The organism is Lysinibacillus sphaericus OT4b.31, assembly GCF_000392615.1.
Taxonomy (GTDB): Bacteria; Bacillota; Bacilli; order Bacillales_A; family Planococcaceae; genus Lysinibacillus; species Lysinibacillus sphaericus_B.
The window spans coordinates 365,225-381,813 of sequence record NZ_KB933398.1; the positions used below are offsets into that span (position 1 = coordinate 365,225).

Annotated in this window: 16 protein-coding genes; 10 read left to right on the forward strand and 6 right to left on the reverse strand. The window is 38.1% G+C overall.

Annotation, left to right across the window (positions count from 1 at the left end; all coding sequences use genetic code 11):
* Positions 1–104: 104 nt before the first annotated feature.
* Positions 105–767, forward strand: a complete 663-nt coding sequence (locus H131_RS01735) for a ribonuclease H family protein (protein ID WP_010857321.1) — start codon at positions 105–107, stop codon at positions 765–767.
* A gap of 204 nt (positions 768–971) precedes the next feature.
* Positions 972–1,901, forward strand: coding sequence for a copper amine oxidase N-terminal domain-containing protein (locus H131_RS01740; RefSeq protein WP_010857322.1), 930 nt, complete (start codon positions 972–974; stop codon positions 1,899–1,901).
* 146 nt (positions 1,902–2,047) lie between these two features.
* On the opposite strand, the gene H131_RS01745 is transcribed toward H131_RS01740, so the two are convergent.
* On the reverse strand, positions 2,048–2,407 hold the full coding sequence (locus tag H131_RS01745) for a hypothetical protein (RefSeq protein ID WP_010857323.1): 360 nt from the start codon (positions 2,405–2,407) through the stop codon (positions 2,048–2,050).
* Positions 2,408–2,601: 194 nt separating this feature from the next.
* On the opposite strand from H131_RS01745, the gene H131_RS01750 reads away from it, so the two are divergent.
* Positions 2,602–4,107, forward strand: a complete 1,506-nt coding sequence (locus H131_RS01750) for a coproporphyrinogen III oxidase (RefSeq protein WP_010857324.1) — start codon at positions 2,602–2,604, stop codon at positions 4,105–4,107.
* Positions 4,108–4,154: 47 nt separating this feature from the next.
* Here H131_RS01750 and H131_RS23370 read toward each other — a convergent pair whose 3' ends face one another.
* Positions 4,155–4,355 (reverse strand): helix-turn-helix domain-containing protein, encoded by a 201-nt coding sequence (locus tag H131_RS23370; protein ID WP_155242360.1) that lies wholly within the window; start codon positions 4,353–4,355, stop codon positions 4,155–4,157.
* 135 nt (positions 4,356–4,490) lie between these two features.
* On the opposite strand from H131_RS23370, the gene H131_RS01755 reads away from it, so the two are divergent.
* The 4 genes from H131_RS01755 to H131_RS01770 all read left to right on the forward strand — a co-directional run bounded on the left by H131_RS01755 (position 4,491) and on the right by H131_RS01770 (position 8,247).
* Positions 4,491–5,627, forward strand: coding sequence for a glycerate kinase (locus tag H131_RS01755; RefSeq protein WP_010857325.1), 1,137 nt, complete (start codon positions 4,491–4,493; stop codon positions 5,625–5,627).
* 159 nt (positions 5,628–5,786) lie between these two features.
* Positions 5,787–6,965, forward strand: coding sequence for an MBL fold metallo-hydrolase (locus H131_RS01760; RefSeq protein WP_010857326.1), 1,179 nt, complete (start codon positions 5,787–5,789; stop codon positions 6,963–6,965).
* Positions 6,952–7,212 carry a DUF3006 family protein gene (locus H131_RS01765; RefSeq protein ID WP_010857327.1) on the forward strand — a complete coding sequence of 87 codons (261 nt, stop codon included), beginning with the start codon at positions 6,952–6,954 and terminating at the stop codon, positions 7,210–7,212. Before H131_RS01760 ends, H131_RS01765 begins: the two co-directional genes overlap by 14 nt.
* 246 nt (positions 7,213–7,458) lie before the next feature.
* Complete coding sequence (locus tag H131_RS01770) at positions 7,459–8,247, forward strand: HAD family hydrolase (protein WP_010857328.1); 789 nt, start codon at positions 7,459–7,461, stop codon at positions 8,245–8,247.
* Positions 8,248–8,389: 142 nt separating this feature from the next.
* Here the strand turns inward: H131_RS01770 and serA are convergent, their stop codons facing one another.
* Positions 8,390–9,997, reverse strand: a complete 1,608-nt coding sequence (serA, locus tag H131_RS01775; RefSeq protein WP_010857329.1) for a phosphoglycerate dehydrogenase — start codon at positions 9,995–9,997, stop codon at positions 8,390–8,392.
* Positions 9,998–10,813: 816 nt separating this feature from the next.
* Between serA and H131_RS01780 the strand changes: the two genes are divergently transcribed.
* Entirely contained in the window at positions 10,814–12,466 is a 1,653-nt protein-coding gene (locus tag H131_RS01780; RefSeq protein ID WP_010857330.1) for an FAD-binding dehydrogenase, read from the forward strand.
* Between the two features lie 65 nt (positions 12,467–12,531).
* On the opposite strand, the gene H131_RS24900 is transcribed toward H131_RS01780, so the two are convergent.
* Positions 12,532–12,711: a hypothetical protein gene (locus H131_RS24900; protein ID WP_036129712.1), complete on the reverse strand. Its 180-nt coding sequence runs from the start codon at positions 12,709–12,711 to the stop codon at positions 12,532–12,534.
* A 156-nt stretch (positions 12,712–12,867) separates the two neighbouring features.
* Complete coding sequence (gene trhO / locus H131_RS01790; protein ID WP_010857331.1) at positions 12,868–13,839, reverse strand: oxygen-dependent tRNA uridine(34) hydroxylase TrhO; 972 nt, start codon at positions 13,837–13,839, stop codon at positions 12,868–12,870.
* A gap of 139 nt (positions 13,840–13,978) precedes the next feature.
* Between trhO and H131_RS01795 the strand changes: the two genes are divergently transcribed.
* Positions 13,979–14,761, forward strand: coding sequence for an enoyl-CoA hydratase (locus H131_RS01795; RefSeq protein WP_010857332.1), 783 nt, complete (start codon positions 13,979–13,981; stop codon positions 14,759–14,761).
* Positions 14,762–14,880: 119 nt separating this feature from the next.
* Here the strand turns inward: H131_RS01795 and H131_RS01800 are convergent, their stop codons facing one another.
* Positions 14,881–15,066: a YhzD family protein gene (locus H131_RS01800; protein ID WP_010857333.1), complete on the reverse strand. Its 186-nt coding sequence runs from the start codon at positions 15,064–15,066 to the stop codon at positions 14,881–14,883.
* A gap of 308 nt (positions 15,067–15,374) precedes the next feature.
* Here H131_RS01800 and H131_RS01805 point away from each other — a divergent pair, with 308 nt between their 5' ends.
* On the forward strand, positions 15,375–16,589 hold the full coding sequence (locus H131_RS01805; protein WP_010857334.1) for a metallophosphoesterase family protein: 1,215 nt from the start codon (positions 15,375–15,377) through the stop codon (positions 16,587–16,589).

Genomic DNA, 16,589 nt, shown 5'->3' on the forward strand with positions numbered 1-16,589 from the left:
TTCTGATTGTTGGCGTATTTAAAATTAACGTGTAATTATCGTTCATTGCCATTAATGCACATGATTGGGAGCGAATAATTAGCTAAAATAATGGAGGGAATGTTATGCATATATCAATTGAATGGACCTATAAAACGCCAAAAGGTGCGGGGACAGTTTTGCACTCTGATGAAATGCCAGCAGCACAAGCCTTATTATTAGCAGAGGATATGGAGCGGACAGGTCGCGTTAAGTCACTACAATTCATAGATCGCCAAGATGTAATATGGTCGATTAAAGAGCTGAAGGCATACTTAAAAGAAGTTGATACTGAGCCACATAACATTACGGTCTATTTTGATGGGGGATTTGACCGTACTACTAAACAGTCAGGGTTAGGGTGTGTCATTTATTATGAACAGAATGGTAAGCCATACAGGTTAAGAAGAAATGCCTCTTCCGCTGAACTCAAATCAAATAACGAAGCAGAATATGCAGCTCTTTATTTAAGCTTAGTGGAGTTAGAGTTATTAAATGTCCATCATCTACCTATTAGCTTTGTAGGCGATTCGCAAGTTGTTCTCAATCAGTTAAGTGGAGAATGGCCAGCATTAGAAAAAGACCTAGCAAAGTGGGCAGATAAAATTGATGCAAAGTTAAACGGGCTAGGGATCCAGCCTGAATACAAGCCAGTATCGCGGAAAGATAATTCAGAAGCGGATCGACTGGCAACGCAAGCTTTAAAAGGCATTGATATTACAGGGTTGAGGGAGCTAGTTAAAGAATAAGTTGCCACGAGTATTATACTTTGAAAGTAATGGGGGACTTCTCAAAATTTGAGTCGTCTCCTTTTACGTGAATATACCTACAAATGCAAATGTGTTAGGCAATTGGTATTTTTCCTTTTTATCATAAATTTTCCTGTGCAAGCTGTAACTTTTTCCATTTTAAAGCTACTACTTCCATGAACTTAAAAATGAGGAGAGATTATTATGAAAATGAAAAAAATTGTACCCGTAGCTATGACAGCGTTGTTATTTGGGAGCGTAGCAGTAGCACCAGTTGCTTCAGCAAATGAAGGAAATTCGGCACAAGCACAAGAGCAAGTTCCGCAGATTCAAATTGATCCAGTCCATATTTTCAACAACACGAATGGAACAATTGATCATGTAAATGTTGGTGAAAATATTACATACTACACGTTAAAAGACGGTGAACAATCGAATATTCTTGAGGTAACAAATGAAACACTTGTTTTTGATAATACAGGGAAAAAAGTGGAACTTCAAAAAGGTGATAAAGTAGTGGCTTACACATTTGCAAACAAGCCTCAAAAAGCAATTTACCCACCACAATTCAATCCTGATGTTATCATAGTTGAAACAGAGGAAGCAGGATTTGTAGAAGTCGATTATTTCTTTGAAGACTTAACAAATACTTACGATATTTTAAAATTAAATATCGCTGAAAATACTGAGCTTTTAAATATTAAAGGGGAGAAAGTAACAGCGGAAGACTTAGCAGAGAAACATTTAGTTGTGTTCTATACAGCTTCAACAAAAAGTATCCCAGCTCAAACAACGCCTTCGAAAGTAATAGTTCTTGATGATGAGAAACAAAATACTACGGAAATTCCAAATGTACAAGCAGAAATTGCTGAAATACTAGCGACTGATTATTATGAAGTAGATGGAACGAAGATGGTGCCATTACGCGTGATTGCAGAAAAGCTTGGCTACACTGTAGAGTCAACAGGGAAAGGCGCAATTATTTCAAAAGGTAATTTATCGTACACAATTACTCGTGGAGAAAAAATGTTTGGTTATAATAAAGCATTGTTTCCTTTAGAGGTAGCGCCAGCATTGTTAGAGGCTCAAAAAACATATGTACCTGTTGAATTTGTAGAGACTTATTTAAAATAATTTAAATCATTGCCCATGGTGTTTTTACGAGAAGTAATTAATAAGCATTATATCTGAAAGTAAGCTAGATTGTTTAAAGTCCGTTTATAGTGCTCAATATTTTATGTGGCAAAGCACATTACTAATTAATTTTAGTAGTGTGCTTTTTATTTTTTTGGCAAAAACAAATGACAATTGTCGGAATTTTTTTTGAAGGAATGTGTATCCATAAAGTTTTGAGCTAATAGTAATTCATCAGAATACAGTAGCGTGTGATGGACATGCTGTTCAAAAAACTTTTTTGCATTTGCATAATGCTCGTTGATAGAGATGGCACCGTAAACATCTGGATGATCTAAAATATATATAAAATCACAAAGAACCTGATGAGTTTGATATTTTAGTATAACTGTTATAAAAAATGTTCTTTCATCACAATGTTGTAAATCAAAATAATGGAAAGTTACTTCTATTTTGTGGGTGATGCTTGAAACGGAAGAAAAATAATGTTTTTTCATAAGGACCATTATCAACACCACCTTTATTAGAAATTATAGTATTACTTAATAAATATGTCTATTTTTATTCAGAATATTCAGTCTTTATAGGTGGTTAACATAGTAGCTTTGCGTAAGCTTATCAAAATTTGTTAAACTATTGATGCAATCAATTATCGGTCATTTCGGTAAAAATGGAATATTGAAAGAAGAGAGCGAAAAAGATGAAAATTATTCACATAGATCAAAAATATCCTGAGGATTGGATTCGAGTTTTAAATCATATTGCGAATTTATTTTTTGAGGATTCCAAGCTAAAAGTTGAAGCACATGGAGCTGATATGGCGGTTACTTTTACATACCACGTTGAAGCAGATTTTTCTGTATATACGAATGCTGTCCTAGAGGTAGATGGCAAACGATATACGAATGATTATCATATTAAATACGATACTGAAGCTGTTGGACGTGAGCTAAATATACGGATGAAGCGTGCATTATCACATGTATTTTTAGATGTGTTAGAACAGTATTCGGGTATGCATCAACAATGGGGAATATTAACAGGCGTGCGACCAACAAAACTGTATCATAAATTCCGAAAGGCTGGCATGAACGATGCAGAAATTGCTGAGGTACTTATACGAGATTTCCGTCTGTCACAGGAAAAGGTTGAGCTACTAAAGGAAATTGTGGCTCGTCAGTTAGTGACAATTCCAGATTTAGATAACATAGGTAAGGAAATTAGCGTTTATATCGGTATTCCATTTTGCCCGACAAAATGCGCTTATTGTACATTCCCAGCCTATGCAATTGGCAGTAATCGCAAGCAAGGTCGTGTAGCTACATTTTTAGACGGACTACATATTGAGTTGCGTGAGATGGGGAAATGGTTGACGGAAAATAATATGAAAATTACTTCGATTTATTGGGGTGGTGGGACACCAACTTCTATTGAAGCACATGAAATGGATGCACTATATCAAACGATGTATGAATCTTTCCCTCATCCTGAAACCATTCGTGAGGTGACGGTTGAAGCAGGGCGTCCTGATACGATCACACCAGAAAAATTAGCTGTGCTGAAAAAATGGGGCATTGATCGGATCAGTGTCAATCCTCAGTCGTATACGGATGAAACGTTAAAGGCAATTGGTCGTCATCATACGGTACAAGAAACCGTTGATAAGTTTTGGCTAGCACGTGAATCGGGTATGAATAACATTAATATGGATTTAATTATTGGCTTGCCAAATGAGGGGACTTACGAATTCCAGCATTCATTGAATGAATCAGAAAAAATGCAACCAGAGTCGCTAACTGTTCATACGCTATCATTTAAGCGTGCATCAGAAATGACGCGTAATAAAGCTAAATATAAGGTAGCAGATCGAGATACAGTTGCAGAAATGATGCATATGGCGCAAGTGTGGACGAAAGATAATGATTATGTACCGTACTATTTATATCGACAAAAAAATATTTTAGGAAATTTAGAAAATGTTGGCTACAGTAAAGCGGGAGAGGAAAGTATCTATAATATCGTTATTATGGAAGAAGTACAGACGATTTTAGGGGTTGGATGTGGGGCATCCTCGAAATTTGTTCATCCCGAAACAGGGAAGATTACGCAGTTCCATAATCCTAAGGACCCTGCAGCCTATATCATGACTTTTGAAGAAGCAACAGCAAAAAAAATCGAACTGTTAAATGATTTATTTAAATCTTAACAATAAAGGGCTATAAGAAAGTAGACTATTACTTTTTTGATAGCTCTTTATTGTAATCGTAAGGAACAGGCCATTTTTAACATGACAACATCATCAAAATATTGCGGATCGTAGCCTGTAAACTCTCTAATTTTATTTAGTCGATAGCTGAGAGTATGGCGATGAATGTGACTGTTGAGCACAAAGCTTGAGTTGTATATGTAAAAATTGCAATCAAAAAAAGCTTGTAATGTTTTAATTTGCTTCATACTTAATTTGTTGAAAAAGCGCTATAAATTGTAAGCGTTTATATCAAGAGCTTATTAAAAAATACCAAAGATTTGAATATTTGTGACTGTAACATTTGGATAAATGTGGATAGTCGTAAACAGTGGAGGTATGAAATGAAGGTAATTATTAGTCCAGATTCCTATAAAGGCACTTTGTCAGCAATTGACGTTGCAAATGCGATGCAAGAAGGTATCAAGGACGTTAATCAATCGATTGAAACAGTCATTCTACCGGTAGCCGATGGAGGAGAAGGTACGCTAGCATCTCTTATTGCTTCAACGGGAGGGCGGTATATTACAGAAAATGTGTTAGATCCATTGGGCAGGATGATTGAAGCCCAGTATGGTGTGCTTGGTGATAAAGAAACATGCGTAATTGAGATGGCACAGGCCTCCGGTATCATGCTGTTACAGGACAGTGAGAAAAATCCAGAAATAGCCACGACATATGGAACAGGTCAGTTAATAAAGGCTGCTCTTGATGAAGGATTTAGAAAGTATATTATCGGTATTGGCGGTAGTGCCACAAATGATGCCGGTATCGGGATGTTAAAGGTGCTTGGTCTGCAATTGAAGAAGGAAGATGGTACACCAATCGCTGAGGGAGTATCTGCATTGTTAGATTTAAAGTCTATTGATGCAAGTCGTTTAGATTCACGTTTGGCTGATGCAAATTTTATTATTGCATGCGATGTAGATAATCCATTGATCGGTGAGTATGGGGCAACAGCAATTTTTGGCCCACAAAAAGGGGTGAATAAACAACAAATAGCCTTTTACGATAGTTGTTTAAAGCATTTTGCAGATATCGTTGAAAAACAGTATCAGATTCGCTTACATGATTATAAGGGAGCAGGTGCAGCTGGGGGTTTAGGAGGTGCGTTAATAGCTTTTTTACATGGTACTTTTCATGCAGGTATTGATATTGTGATAGATGCCGTACAGTTAAAAAGGCATTTAGTAGACGCACAATTTGTGATAACAGGTGAAGGCAAATCCGATCGGCAAACATTACATGGGAAGGCGCCATTAGGGGTGGCGAATGTGGTAAAAGCAACAGATGTGCAGTCGGTCTTATTGTCGGGCGCTATTGATGAAAACTATAAATTAGCATTGCTTGAGCACTTCGCAATAGTCGAATCTTTAGTTGATGAAAATATTACTTTGCAACAGGCAATGCAAAAACCGTATCACTTCATCCGCTTGAAAACAAAAAAGATATTTGGGTTACTACACAGTACAGTGGGATGAAAGTCACTAGGCACAAACTGTCGCAACATTACTACGAGGGCTTGTAACAATTATTGTAACGATGATTTTATGGTTGATATGAGTTTAATAAGAAAAGTGAGCTGCCTTCGGGTGAGCTCTCTTTTTTGTATAATAGAATAATAGAAAGGAAGTAATTTGATGAAAAAAATGATTTTAGGACTATTTTGCCTTGTTTTACTAGCTGGTTGTACGATGTCGGTGGAAACGGAAAAACAACCAGTAACAGCAGGACAAAACATGCGTGTGCATTTTATTGATGTAGGTCAAGGGGATTCGATTTTTATAGAATCACCAAATGGCAAAACAATGCTTGTTGATGGGGGTGTCAAAGGTGCTGGTCAACAGATTGTCTCTTATTTACATGAACTAGGTGTGAAAAAGCTTGATATTGTGGTAGCAACACATCCGGATGCTGACCATATTGGTGGATTAATCCCTGTGTTGAATTCCATCGACGTTAAGCAATTTTACGATTCAGGGAAAGTACATACATCACAAACCTTTGAAGAAATGCTGACGCTTATTGATACAAAAAATATTCCATATGATGTGCCAAAAACAGGTGACGAGATTGTATTTGATGAGCAAATAAATGTAAAAGTGCTAAACGCAGATGAAACCGCATCAGATAATAATGACGCGTCCATTGTACTAAAACTTACTTATGGTGCTGTGTCATTTTTATTAACGGGCGATGCCGGAGTGGCTTTAGAAAAGGAAATGCTAGCGCAAGATGTTAAAGCGACAGTGTTAAAGGCTGGTCATCATGGCTCTAATACAAGTAGCTCGCAAAATTTTATTCAAGCAGTGCATCCAGCAGTAACTGTCTTGAGCTATGGGAAAGACAATAAATACGGGCACCCACACGATGAGGTTGTAGAGCGGTTACAACAGATTGGTAGTAAAATTTATGCAACGGCCGAAGCAGGGACTGTTACCGTGTCAACAGACGGGGTAAACTATGATGTAAGTGCGAAGGAATGGTCGGGAACAGTTGCCACTACATCAACAGCTCCACAGGGTGTAGTAGAAATGATAAGCAAAGATTTAGTAAATGAAATTGTTGCTATTCAAAATAACAGTAAAGAACCAGTTGTACTGAAAGATTGGCAGCTTGTATCAATAGAGGGTAATCAGATTTTTAACTTTCCAAATGTGACATTGCAGCCTGGTAAAACGATATATGTCACAAGTGGGTCAGACGCACGTGAGGGACAAAATTATTTGAAATGGACGACAAGACAAATTTGGCTAAACGATGGAGATGCTGCACAATTACGTAATGCGAAAGGGGAAATTGTCAGTGAGCTCGACTAAATACACATTGGACCGTATTGAAGATGGTTACGCTATTTTTTTAAAATATCCAGATGAAGTAGAACAGGCTATTATATCGATTGCTGCAATTGATCAACCAATCCAAGCGGGTGACCGTGTACTTATAAAGGAAATCGATGACACCTATCATATCGAAATTTTACAAGAAGAAACAGAGCAAAAAAAAGAAGAAGTTCAAAGTTTAATGGAAAGATTACGCAGAAAAAATAACCATGCTGATAGTTGAATAAACTTTTCCCGCAAAGTACGAGGTCCTATCAACTTGTAATGTTATTATCAATGTTGTTAAAGCATTTTACGAGTAAAACACTACGCTGTGTTACTCGTATTTTTTCATTGAAAGATACAGTTCGTAAAGACCCTTGAGGAGCAGGAATATGCATAAAATGCTATGCTAACAATTTTGAAAATATGCTAAAATAAGCGATAGGAATGCTTTCTTCAAGTAGAAAAGAAGCTAGGAGCTGACACAATGTCAATTAATACAATTATTTTTGATTTAGATGATACGTTATTATGGGACAAAAAATCTGTTAAAACAGCATTTGAAAAAACGTGCGAATATGCAGCAACAGTACATACGGTAGATCCAAATGACTTAGAAGAAGCAGTGCGCATAGAAGCACGTGCACTTTATGAAGGCTATGAAACATATGATTATACGGTGTTAATTGGCATTAACCCATTCGAAGGCCTTTGGGGTACATTTGATGATACAACTGAGTCTTTCCAAAAAATGAAAGGTATCGTGCCGGGTTATCGTACAGATGCATGGACAAAGGGGCTAGCGGCTCTTGGTATTGAAGATGCAAAGCTAGGGGCAGAACTGGGGGAACGTTTTGTAGCAGAACGTAAAGTATCGCCGTTTTTATATGAAGATACTTTTGCAGTTCTAGATGAACTAAAAGGTAAGTACCAACTCATATTACTAACAAATGGAGCGCCAAGCTTACAAAACTTAAAGCTAGAAATTACACCGGAAATCGCACCATACTTCGACCATATCATTATTTCAGGGGACTTCGGTAAAGGTAAACCAGATGCATCCATCTTCGAACATGTCTTAGAAAAGGCTGGTATCTCAGCGGACGAGGCGATTATGGTAGGTGATAACTTAAATACTGATATTTTAGGTTCATCTCGTGTTGGTATGCGTAATATTTGGATTAACCGTGAAAATAATGTGTTAAACGGGGCTGTAACACCAACTTATGAAGTTGATTCTTTAACAGCTTTATTAAAACTAGTGAATAAGTTGTAATTTAAAAATGTACTGATTCCTCGATGAATCAGTACATTTTTGTTTTTTTAATTTTGTCGAAACAGTTTACAGCAGGTATGTTCTTTATAGTAAAAAATGGCCTGAGTACTTAAACTCGGGCCATTTTATTGATTATATAAAATTATAGGTCAATTGCTTTTACTTCGTCGATGTTTTCAAGTTGTGAAACAAATGCTAAGTCTTCATCTGTGACAACATTATCGACAGTTAGCATCATCACCGCAGTCCCGCCTACTTGTGCACGTCCAACTTGCATTGTTGCAATATTGATGTCTTTTTCAGCAAGCTTTGTTGCTACGCGACCAATTGCACCTGGTTTGTCTGTGTTTTTAATATATAGAAGGTGACCTTGTGGGATAACGTCAACAACATACTCTTCTACTTTGACAATACGTGCGCCAAGACCATTTAATAATGTACCTGCAACTGTATGTGTTTCATTAGCAGTTTTTACTTCAATTGTAATTAAGCTCGTGAAGCCTTTAGCTGTTGTTGTTTTGTGTTCGTTAATTTTCATGCCGATACGTTCAGATAGGTAACGAGCATTTACGTCATTTACATGATTACCATGATTTTTAGAAAGTAACCCTTTTAGTGCGTTTGAAGTTAATGGGCGCACATCATAGTTTGCTACTTCACCAGCATATGATAAGTTAATTTCTTTAACTGGTTCAGCAGTTATTTGAGATAAGAATGAACCAAGTTTTTCTGCTAATTCGAAGAAAGGCTCAACCTGTGCAAGTAGTTCTTTCGGAATTGAAGGCATGTTTACTGGGTTTGTAACAGTACCTGTTTTATAGAATTTAATGATGTCATTTGATACGTCAACTGCTACAGACTCCTGTGCTTCAATTGTTGATGCACCTAAGTGAGGTGTTGCAATGACCTGTGGTAAAGTAAGTAATTTATGATCTGTTGCTGGCTCAGAAACGAATACGTCAAGCGCTGCACCTGCTACCTTACCTTCTGCAATTGCATCGTATAAATCATCCTCATTGATGATACCGCCGCGTGCACAGTTAATGATGCGAACGCCGTCTTTCATCATAGCGAATTTCTCTTTATTAATGAGATTACGTGTTTCAGGAAGTAATGGTGTGTGCACTGTAATGAAATCAGCGGCTGCACAAATTTCTTCAACTGTAGATTTTATAACACCGAGCTCTTTTGCCCGTTCATCTGTTAAGAACGGATCATATGCCATGATATTCATACGTTGACCTTTAGCACGGTAAGCTACTTCTACGCCGATACGACCGAAGCCGACAACACCTAGTGTTTTATTTTTAAGCTCAACCCCAACATAAGATTTGCGGTCCCATTTACCGTTTTTAAGTGTGTTGAATGCTTGCGGAATGTGACGAGCAAGAGAAGTCATCATCGCAATTGTATGCTCAGCAGCAGAGTTCGTGTTACCATCTGGAGCATTGACAACAATGATCCCATGTTCAGTTGCAGCAGCAAGATCGATGTTATCTACACCTACTCCAGCACGACCGATTAATTTTAAATTTTTAGCCGCTTCGATTATTTCACGTGTCACAGTTGTTTGAGAACGAACTAGTAATACGTCAACATCCCCAATTTTTGCGATTAACTCCTCTGGTGCAAGGCCAGTATCGATAATAACATTTAAATCTAAATCTTTTTCTTGGCGAAGAGGGAAAATACCATCTTCACTTAGTGGATCAGCGATAAATACATTAATTGTTTTTGTTGCAGTAGTCATTTGTAATTAGCTCCTTTTAATAAAATTGATAGTGATGGTTTTTATATAGGACAATCTAAAATTTGTGAAATTGATACATCTTACAACATGCAAACAATCTCATTTCTTTGTTCGAAAACAATATAAAAGCCTTCCGCGCCTTACAAACACACTCATTGTGTCGTAAGGGGCGAAAGGCTGAAAAAACATTGGTTCGCGGTACCACCCTTAATCACTGCTTCGAAAAGTTATGCATTTTCTTGCAGTCTTAGCTATATGCGTAACGTGCATGTGACGGATAAGCTTACTTTGGATGTTCGGCTTATCTATTCAGGAGTGGAACTATATCGTAGAAATCACTGATTTACACCAACCATCAGCTCTCTTTGGATTCTCTTGCGACTAGCGTGTCTCCGTCGTTATATTTTTGTGTGATTAAATTTGATAACATCATAATCCCTATTGTTCACCTTTGTCAACAATATTTCTAAAAAAGATAAAAAAACTTCACTTCAAAAGTCTGAAAACTAACAAATTACGAACTATTTTATGCATTAATATAATTAATGTTCGTCTTTTTAGGGAGGACAATGAAAGCGCTATCGAAATATACTAATACAGTTAGCATGGGCGTTTATCGAATCTTAAATGTCAGAAATAATGTGGGAATAATTTGGAATAAAATAGATTAACTGAATAAAACTCACTTTCTTTTGATATGGAATACGAACGTTTTTACCTTGTCACACTTTTGTCATTTTTTTAAAGTAAATAGGTGGGAAAGTAACGCAGAGAGAAGAATGTATGTAAATAAAGTAAGATTTTCGGGGGTGTACCATGAAATATGATGTAGCAATTGTTGGTGCAGGACTAGCGGGACTAGTGGCCGCTTGTGAATCAGTTGATGCGAACAAAAAGGTACTGTTAGTAGATCAGGAACCTGAAAACTCTATGGGGGGGCAGGCATTTTGGTCATTTGGTGGCGTATTTTTAGTGAATACACCCGAGCAAAGAAGACTTGGCATTAAGGATAGCAAGGAGCTTGCATGGCAGGATTGGCTTGGGACGGCTGGCTTCGATCGCCTGGAAGACGAAGATTCCTGGGCCAATAAATGGGCGAGAGCATATGTCGATTTTGCTGCTGGTGAAAAATATGAATGGCTCAAATCGTTGGGCATTAAATTTTTCCCTGTTGTTGGTTGGGCCGAACGAGGTGGGTCATTAGCGGGAGGGCATGGCAATTCGGTTCCTCGATTTCATATTGTTTGGGGTACTGGCCCCGGCATTGTGAAGCCATTTGTTGACAAGGTGAAAAAGGCGATGAAAGCAGGTTATCTAGACTTTAAGCCAAGGCATCGTGTAGATGAGTTTATACAACAAGATGACGGCATTGTGGGCATTAGCGGAACAATTCTTGCAGAAAGTTTTGCACAGCGAGGAGAGAAGAGTTCCAGGCTTGGTATTGGAGAATTTTCATATGAAGCAACTGCAGTTATTGTAGCGAGTGGTGGCATTGGAGCAAATATGGATTTAGTACGGAAAAATTGGCCAGAGCGTCTCGGCACACCTCCGAAAAATATGGTTTGCGGTGTACCTGCTTATGTAGATGGACGCATGCTAGAAATTACGGAGCATGCGGGTGGACGTATCGTCAATCGTGACCGCATGTGGCATTATACAGAGGGCTTAAAAAATTGGGATCCTATTTGGCCGAATCATGGTATTCGTATATTACCAGGGCCTTCTTCATTATGGTTTGATGCAGCAGGTAATCGCTTCGGGGCACCAAATTTCCCAGGGTTTGATACGTTAAGTACGTTGGAAGCCATCCAGAAAACAGGGTATGATTATTCGTGGTTTATTTTGACAGAAAAAATTATTGAAAAAGAGTTTGCTCTATCAGGCTCCGAGCAAAATCCTGATTTAACAAATAAAAGTATTCGTGAAGTACTGAAACGTGTATTGCCTGGTCCTCCTGCATCTATTCAAGCATTTAAAAATCATGGCGAGGATTTTGTCATTGCCTACGATTTAAAAGGGCTAGTCGATGGGATGAATAAGCTAGCAGGCAATGACCTTCTTGATTTTATGAAAATTAAGGAGCAGATTTTAGCCAGAGACCGTGAAATTGACAATAAGTTCACGAAGGATTTACAGCTAACTGCTATTCAAGGTGCAAGAAATTATGTTGGTGATAAAATTGTGCGTGTTGCGAAACCACATAAATTTTTAGATACGAAAAATTGGCCTCTGATTGCAGTAAGGTTAAATATTCTGACGCGCAAGACATTAGGCGGTTTACAGACAAATCTAGATGGTGCTGTACTCGGAATGGATGGTAAGCCTGTACCTGGGTTATACGCAGCCGGAGAAGTTAGCGGCTTTGGTGGTGGCGGTGTGCATGGCTATCGCGCGTTAGAAGGCACTTTTGTTGGAGGTTGTTTATTTAGCGGACGACAAGTCGGACGATATTTAACATCTGATAAATAAGAACTGAAATAGCAGGCAGTATCTTATCGCTCAGGTGGAGAGGTTTACCGCTCGGGTAAGCCGAGTTATCGCTCAGGTAGTGTACCATACTGCTCTGCTAAAGTATTGTCCCTCTCAGGTAAGCCAAGCTCAACCCCACTCAGTTCTGAAGAAGTAATTGAAAGTTCAACTGGATGCATAAGTCGTTCTAATTCTAATATAGAATACTTGTCACTAATGTTGTCATGTACAGTGCAAAAAAGCATCTTCCTAGCTGATCTGCCCCGTAAAAGTTAGACACCAATCTAACTTTTACGGGGGTTTTAGAAGTTGCTTAACTAAATATGTCTAACTTTTTTGGGTCAGATCATAGCGGGAGATGCTTTTTCTTATTAATCATCAGACTGTACTCATTTTAAAAGTTATTTTGGAGATACTTGAGCCTGTGCAATTTTTGCGATTTGTTCCTCGACTTGCGTTGTTGTCCATTCATTTTCTACAACGAAGAAGTTATGTTCAGCACGACGGCAATCGTCTGAACAGCTGCGCATATAAAATGCCTCATGTTTTTCTTCGCATAGCATTAACTTATGGCAATTAGGGTTAGCGCAGTTTGTATAGCGCTCTGTCGGTTCACCCGTGAAGTAATCTTTTCCCACAACAACATGCTCAACCTGATTGATTGGAACACTGCGACGGCGGTCGAAGACAAACATTTGACCATCCCATAGCTGTCCTTTTACCTCAGGATCCTTCGCATAGGTTGCAATACCTCCATGTAATTGGCCGACACTTTCTCCATATCCTTCGCGTTTTAACCAGCCTGAAAACTTTTCGCAGCGAATACCGCCTGTACAATAAGTTAATATTTTCTTGCCAGCGAAATCTTCCTTGTGTTGTTCCATCCAAGCAGGTAAATCACGGAAGTTCTCGATATCAGGGCGCACAGCTCCACGGAAATGTCCTAGGTCAAATTCATAATCATTACGTGCATCAATGACAATCGTATTGTCCTCTTGCATACGTGTCATGAATTCCTTTGGCGTTAAGTAATCCCCTGTTATTTCTAACGGATTAATGTCATTTTCTAAACCGAGGTGGACAATTTCATGGCGAGGGCGGACATGCATTTTTTTAAAGGTATGTCCTTGTACTTCATCGATTTTCCACATAATATCGCTAAAACGAGTATCTGCTTTCATATGATTCATGTAGGTCTCTGTTTGCTCGACAGTGCCAGAAACAGTGCCGTTGATACCTTCTACACCAACTAAAATTCGACCAAGCAGTCCGATTTCCGTGCACAATGCTAAATGCTCTGCTGCAAATGCTTCAGGGTCTTCAATAGCAATATATTTATAAAAAAGTAATACACGATAGTCCATTTGAGTCACAACGATTTACCACCTTTAATTCAATATTCGTCATTAAATATAGCATAACAAGTGCTGTTTTGCGTAGGAGAGAAGGATTTTTCAGAAAAAACACGAATAGTATATAGTGAATGACTATTCATATTTGGGGGTGTAGAGCATGGAATTTACAACAATTACATTAGAAAAATTAGAGCGTCGTGCTACATTAACGTTAAATCGACCGCAGGCCATGAATGCGATGGATGATGTAATGATGCGGGAATTAGCAGAGTGTTTTGAAGCACTACAACAAGAGCAAGAAATACAAATTTTAGTTATTAGAGGGGAAGGTAAAGTCTTTTCTGCTGGTGGCGATATAAAAGCCATGGTAGATCCAACTAAGCCACTTGATATTGATGAAGCGATGGCGTATTTAACACGAATTGTAAAGGCTTATTATCAGCTACCAATGCTTGTCATTGCAGCAGTTCATGGTGCATCAGCCGGCTTAGGCTTTAGCTTGACGTTAGGAGCAGATATCGTTGTTGCATGCGAAAATAGCAAACTAGCTATGAATTTTATTGGAATTGGCTTAATTCCTGATGGTGGCGGTCACTTCTTTATGAAGGAACGTGTCGGCAATGTGAAGGCAAAACAAATGATTTGGGAAGGCAAAGTGTTATCAGCAAATGAAGCGCAAGATGCTGGCTTAATTGATTATGTAGCGCCAGAAGGTACTGTTTTTGCAATGGCTGATCAACTTGTTGGTAAAATGCTTGCGTCTCCGATTGTTTCCATGATTACCACAAAAAAAATACTACATGCGCAAAATCTACCACAATTAGAACGTATTTTAGAAATGGAAGCAGAGGGGCAATCAGCAATGCGCAAAACAGTTGATCACCTTGAAGGCATCCATGCGTTTGTAGAAAAAAGAATGCCGGTTTTTGCAGGTAAATAAAGAGCAATTAACCCTTGGCGTACTTGTATCATTGAACTGACGCTATTACATGTAGATCAAATGAAAAAATGAAAAGGCACTAGCATTAGTTTGCTACGTGCCTTTGTTTATTCCAACTTTTAAACATGGAATAAGATTAATTTACCAGATGCATTTACGAGTCGATGTGTTTTTTCTGAAACGCCCTTTTCATCAATTTGTTGTTGACCGCTTATTTTTGCGGCTTCATCGTTTTCAAATGTCCATGTTTCATCAAATAATGTTTCCCCTGTTCTTTCAAAAGCTGTAAAACGGTAATTCTCCATAGTCAAACCCCACCCTTTACTTGAAGATACTACTATTATACATAGAAGAATTATAAACTTCACGGTATAACTAGCGAATATTTTGATAATTTACAAAAAATGTGTAAATATTTTTACGATAGTAAGAAGAAATATCATTGAATTCATTTTTCATCTAGCATGAGTTATGATAAAATAGAACAAATATTCGCTTTTGGCAATAATCAGGACAAGTTCTACTCCATAAGAGTTAATTAATGGCACAATGAAACATGAGAACTTACATAATTGCGCAAAGGCGTAATTTATCTATTACTTGAGGTGATTGGATGACAACAATTCGTTTTTTCCACATGGCAGATTTACATTTAGATAGCCCGTTTAAGGGTTTATTTGGTTTACCAGAGCAAAATCTAAAAAAAATACGGACAAGTACTTTCGAAGCTTTCGAAAAAATTATTCACAAGGCAATCGATGAGAAGCCTGATTTTTTGCTAATTGTTGGTGATCTTTATGATGGAGAACACCGCAGCCTACAAGCACAAAGACGTTTCCAAGAGGCAATGGAAGTACTATTTCAGCACAACATACCAGTTATTTTAAGCTATGGTAATCACGATCATCTAAATGGCTCATGGACACGCTTTGCTTTACCTAGCAATGTTTATGAATTACCAGCTGAGACGAGTGTTGTACAATTGAAAATACGTGGTCAACAGGTTAATATTTATGGTTTTAGCTATGGTGAACGACATATAAAGGAATCAATCATTGAAAGTTACCCCATTGCAAATGATCAGCATGCTATTCATATCGGTATGTTGCATGGCAGTGAATCGAGTGATACAACACACGCTGTTTATGCTCCATTTAAAAAAGAACAACTTCTAGAAAAAAATTATCATTACTGGGCGCTTGGTCATATTCATAAGAGACAGCTTTTACACAAGGAGCCGCCAATCGTATATCCAGGAAATATTCAAAGTCGTCATCGTAACGAGCAAGGATTAAAAGGCTTTTATGATGTGACATTATCACAAAGTTCAGCTGATATGACGTTTGTGCCAACATCTGCAGTTGTCTATAACACAGTAGAAGTTGACTGTACAGGGATGTTTCATGCAAATGAATTACTTGAGAAGTGTGAAGCGGCACTAGCCGCTAATCGTCAAGAATACGGTGCATCTGTAGTAGAATTGCATTTAAAAAATATAGATGAGCAGGCAGAAGCCTTATTTGAACATGCCACGGTAGATGCTTGGCTTGAAACTATTCGAGAGGTAGAGGACGGTAATGAGCCGATGTGTTGGGTGCAAAAACTTATGTATCATCGAACGGCAACACCCTATGAACCAACTGCAGCTACTGAATCTGTGATAAATTTAATGGAGCAATGGGACATTTCAGCGTGGAAAGATATTTTAAAAGATCTGTATCAACATGCAGGGGGGGCACGATTTATCGAGCCACTTACGGAGCAAGACGTAGAACATTTAAAGTCTAACGCACAATCGTTATTAGCAGATGAAATTCAAAGGGCGTGA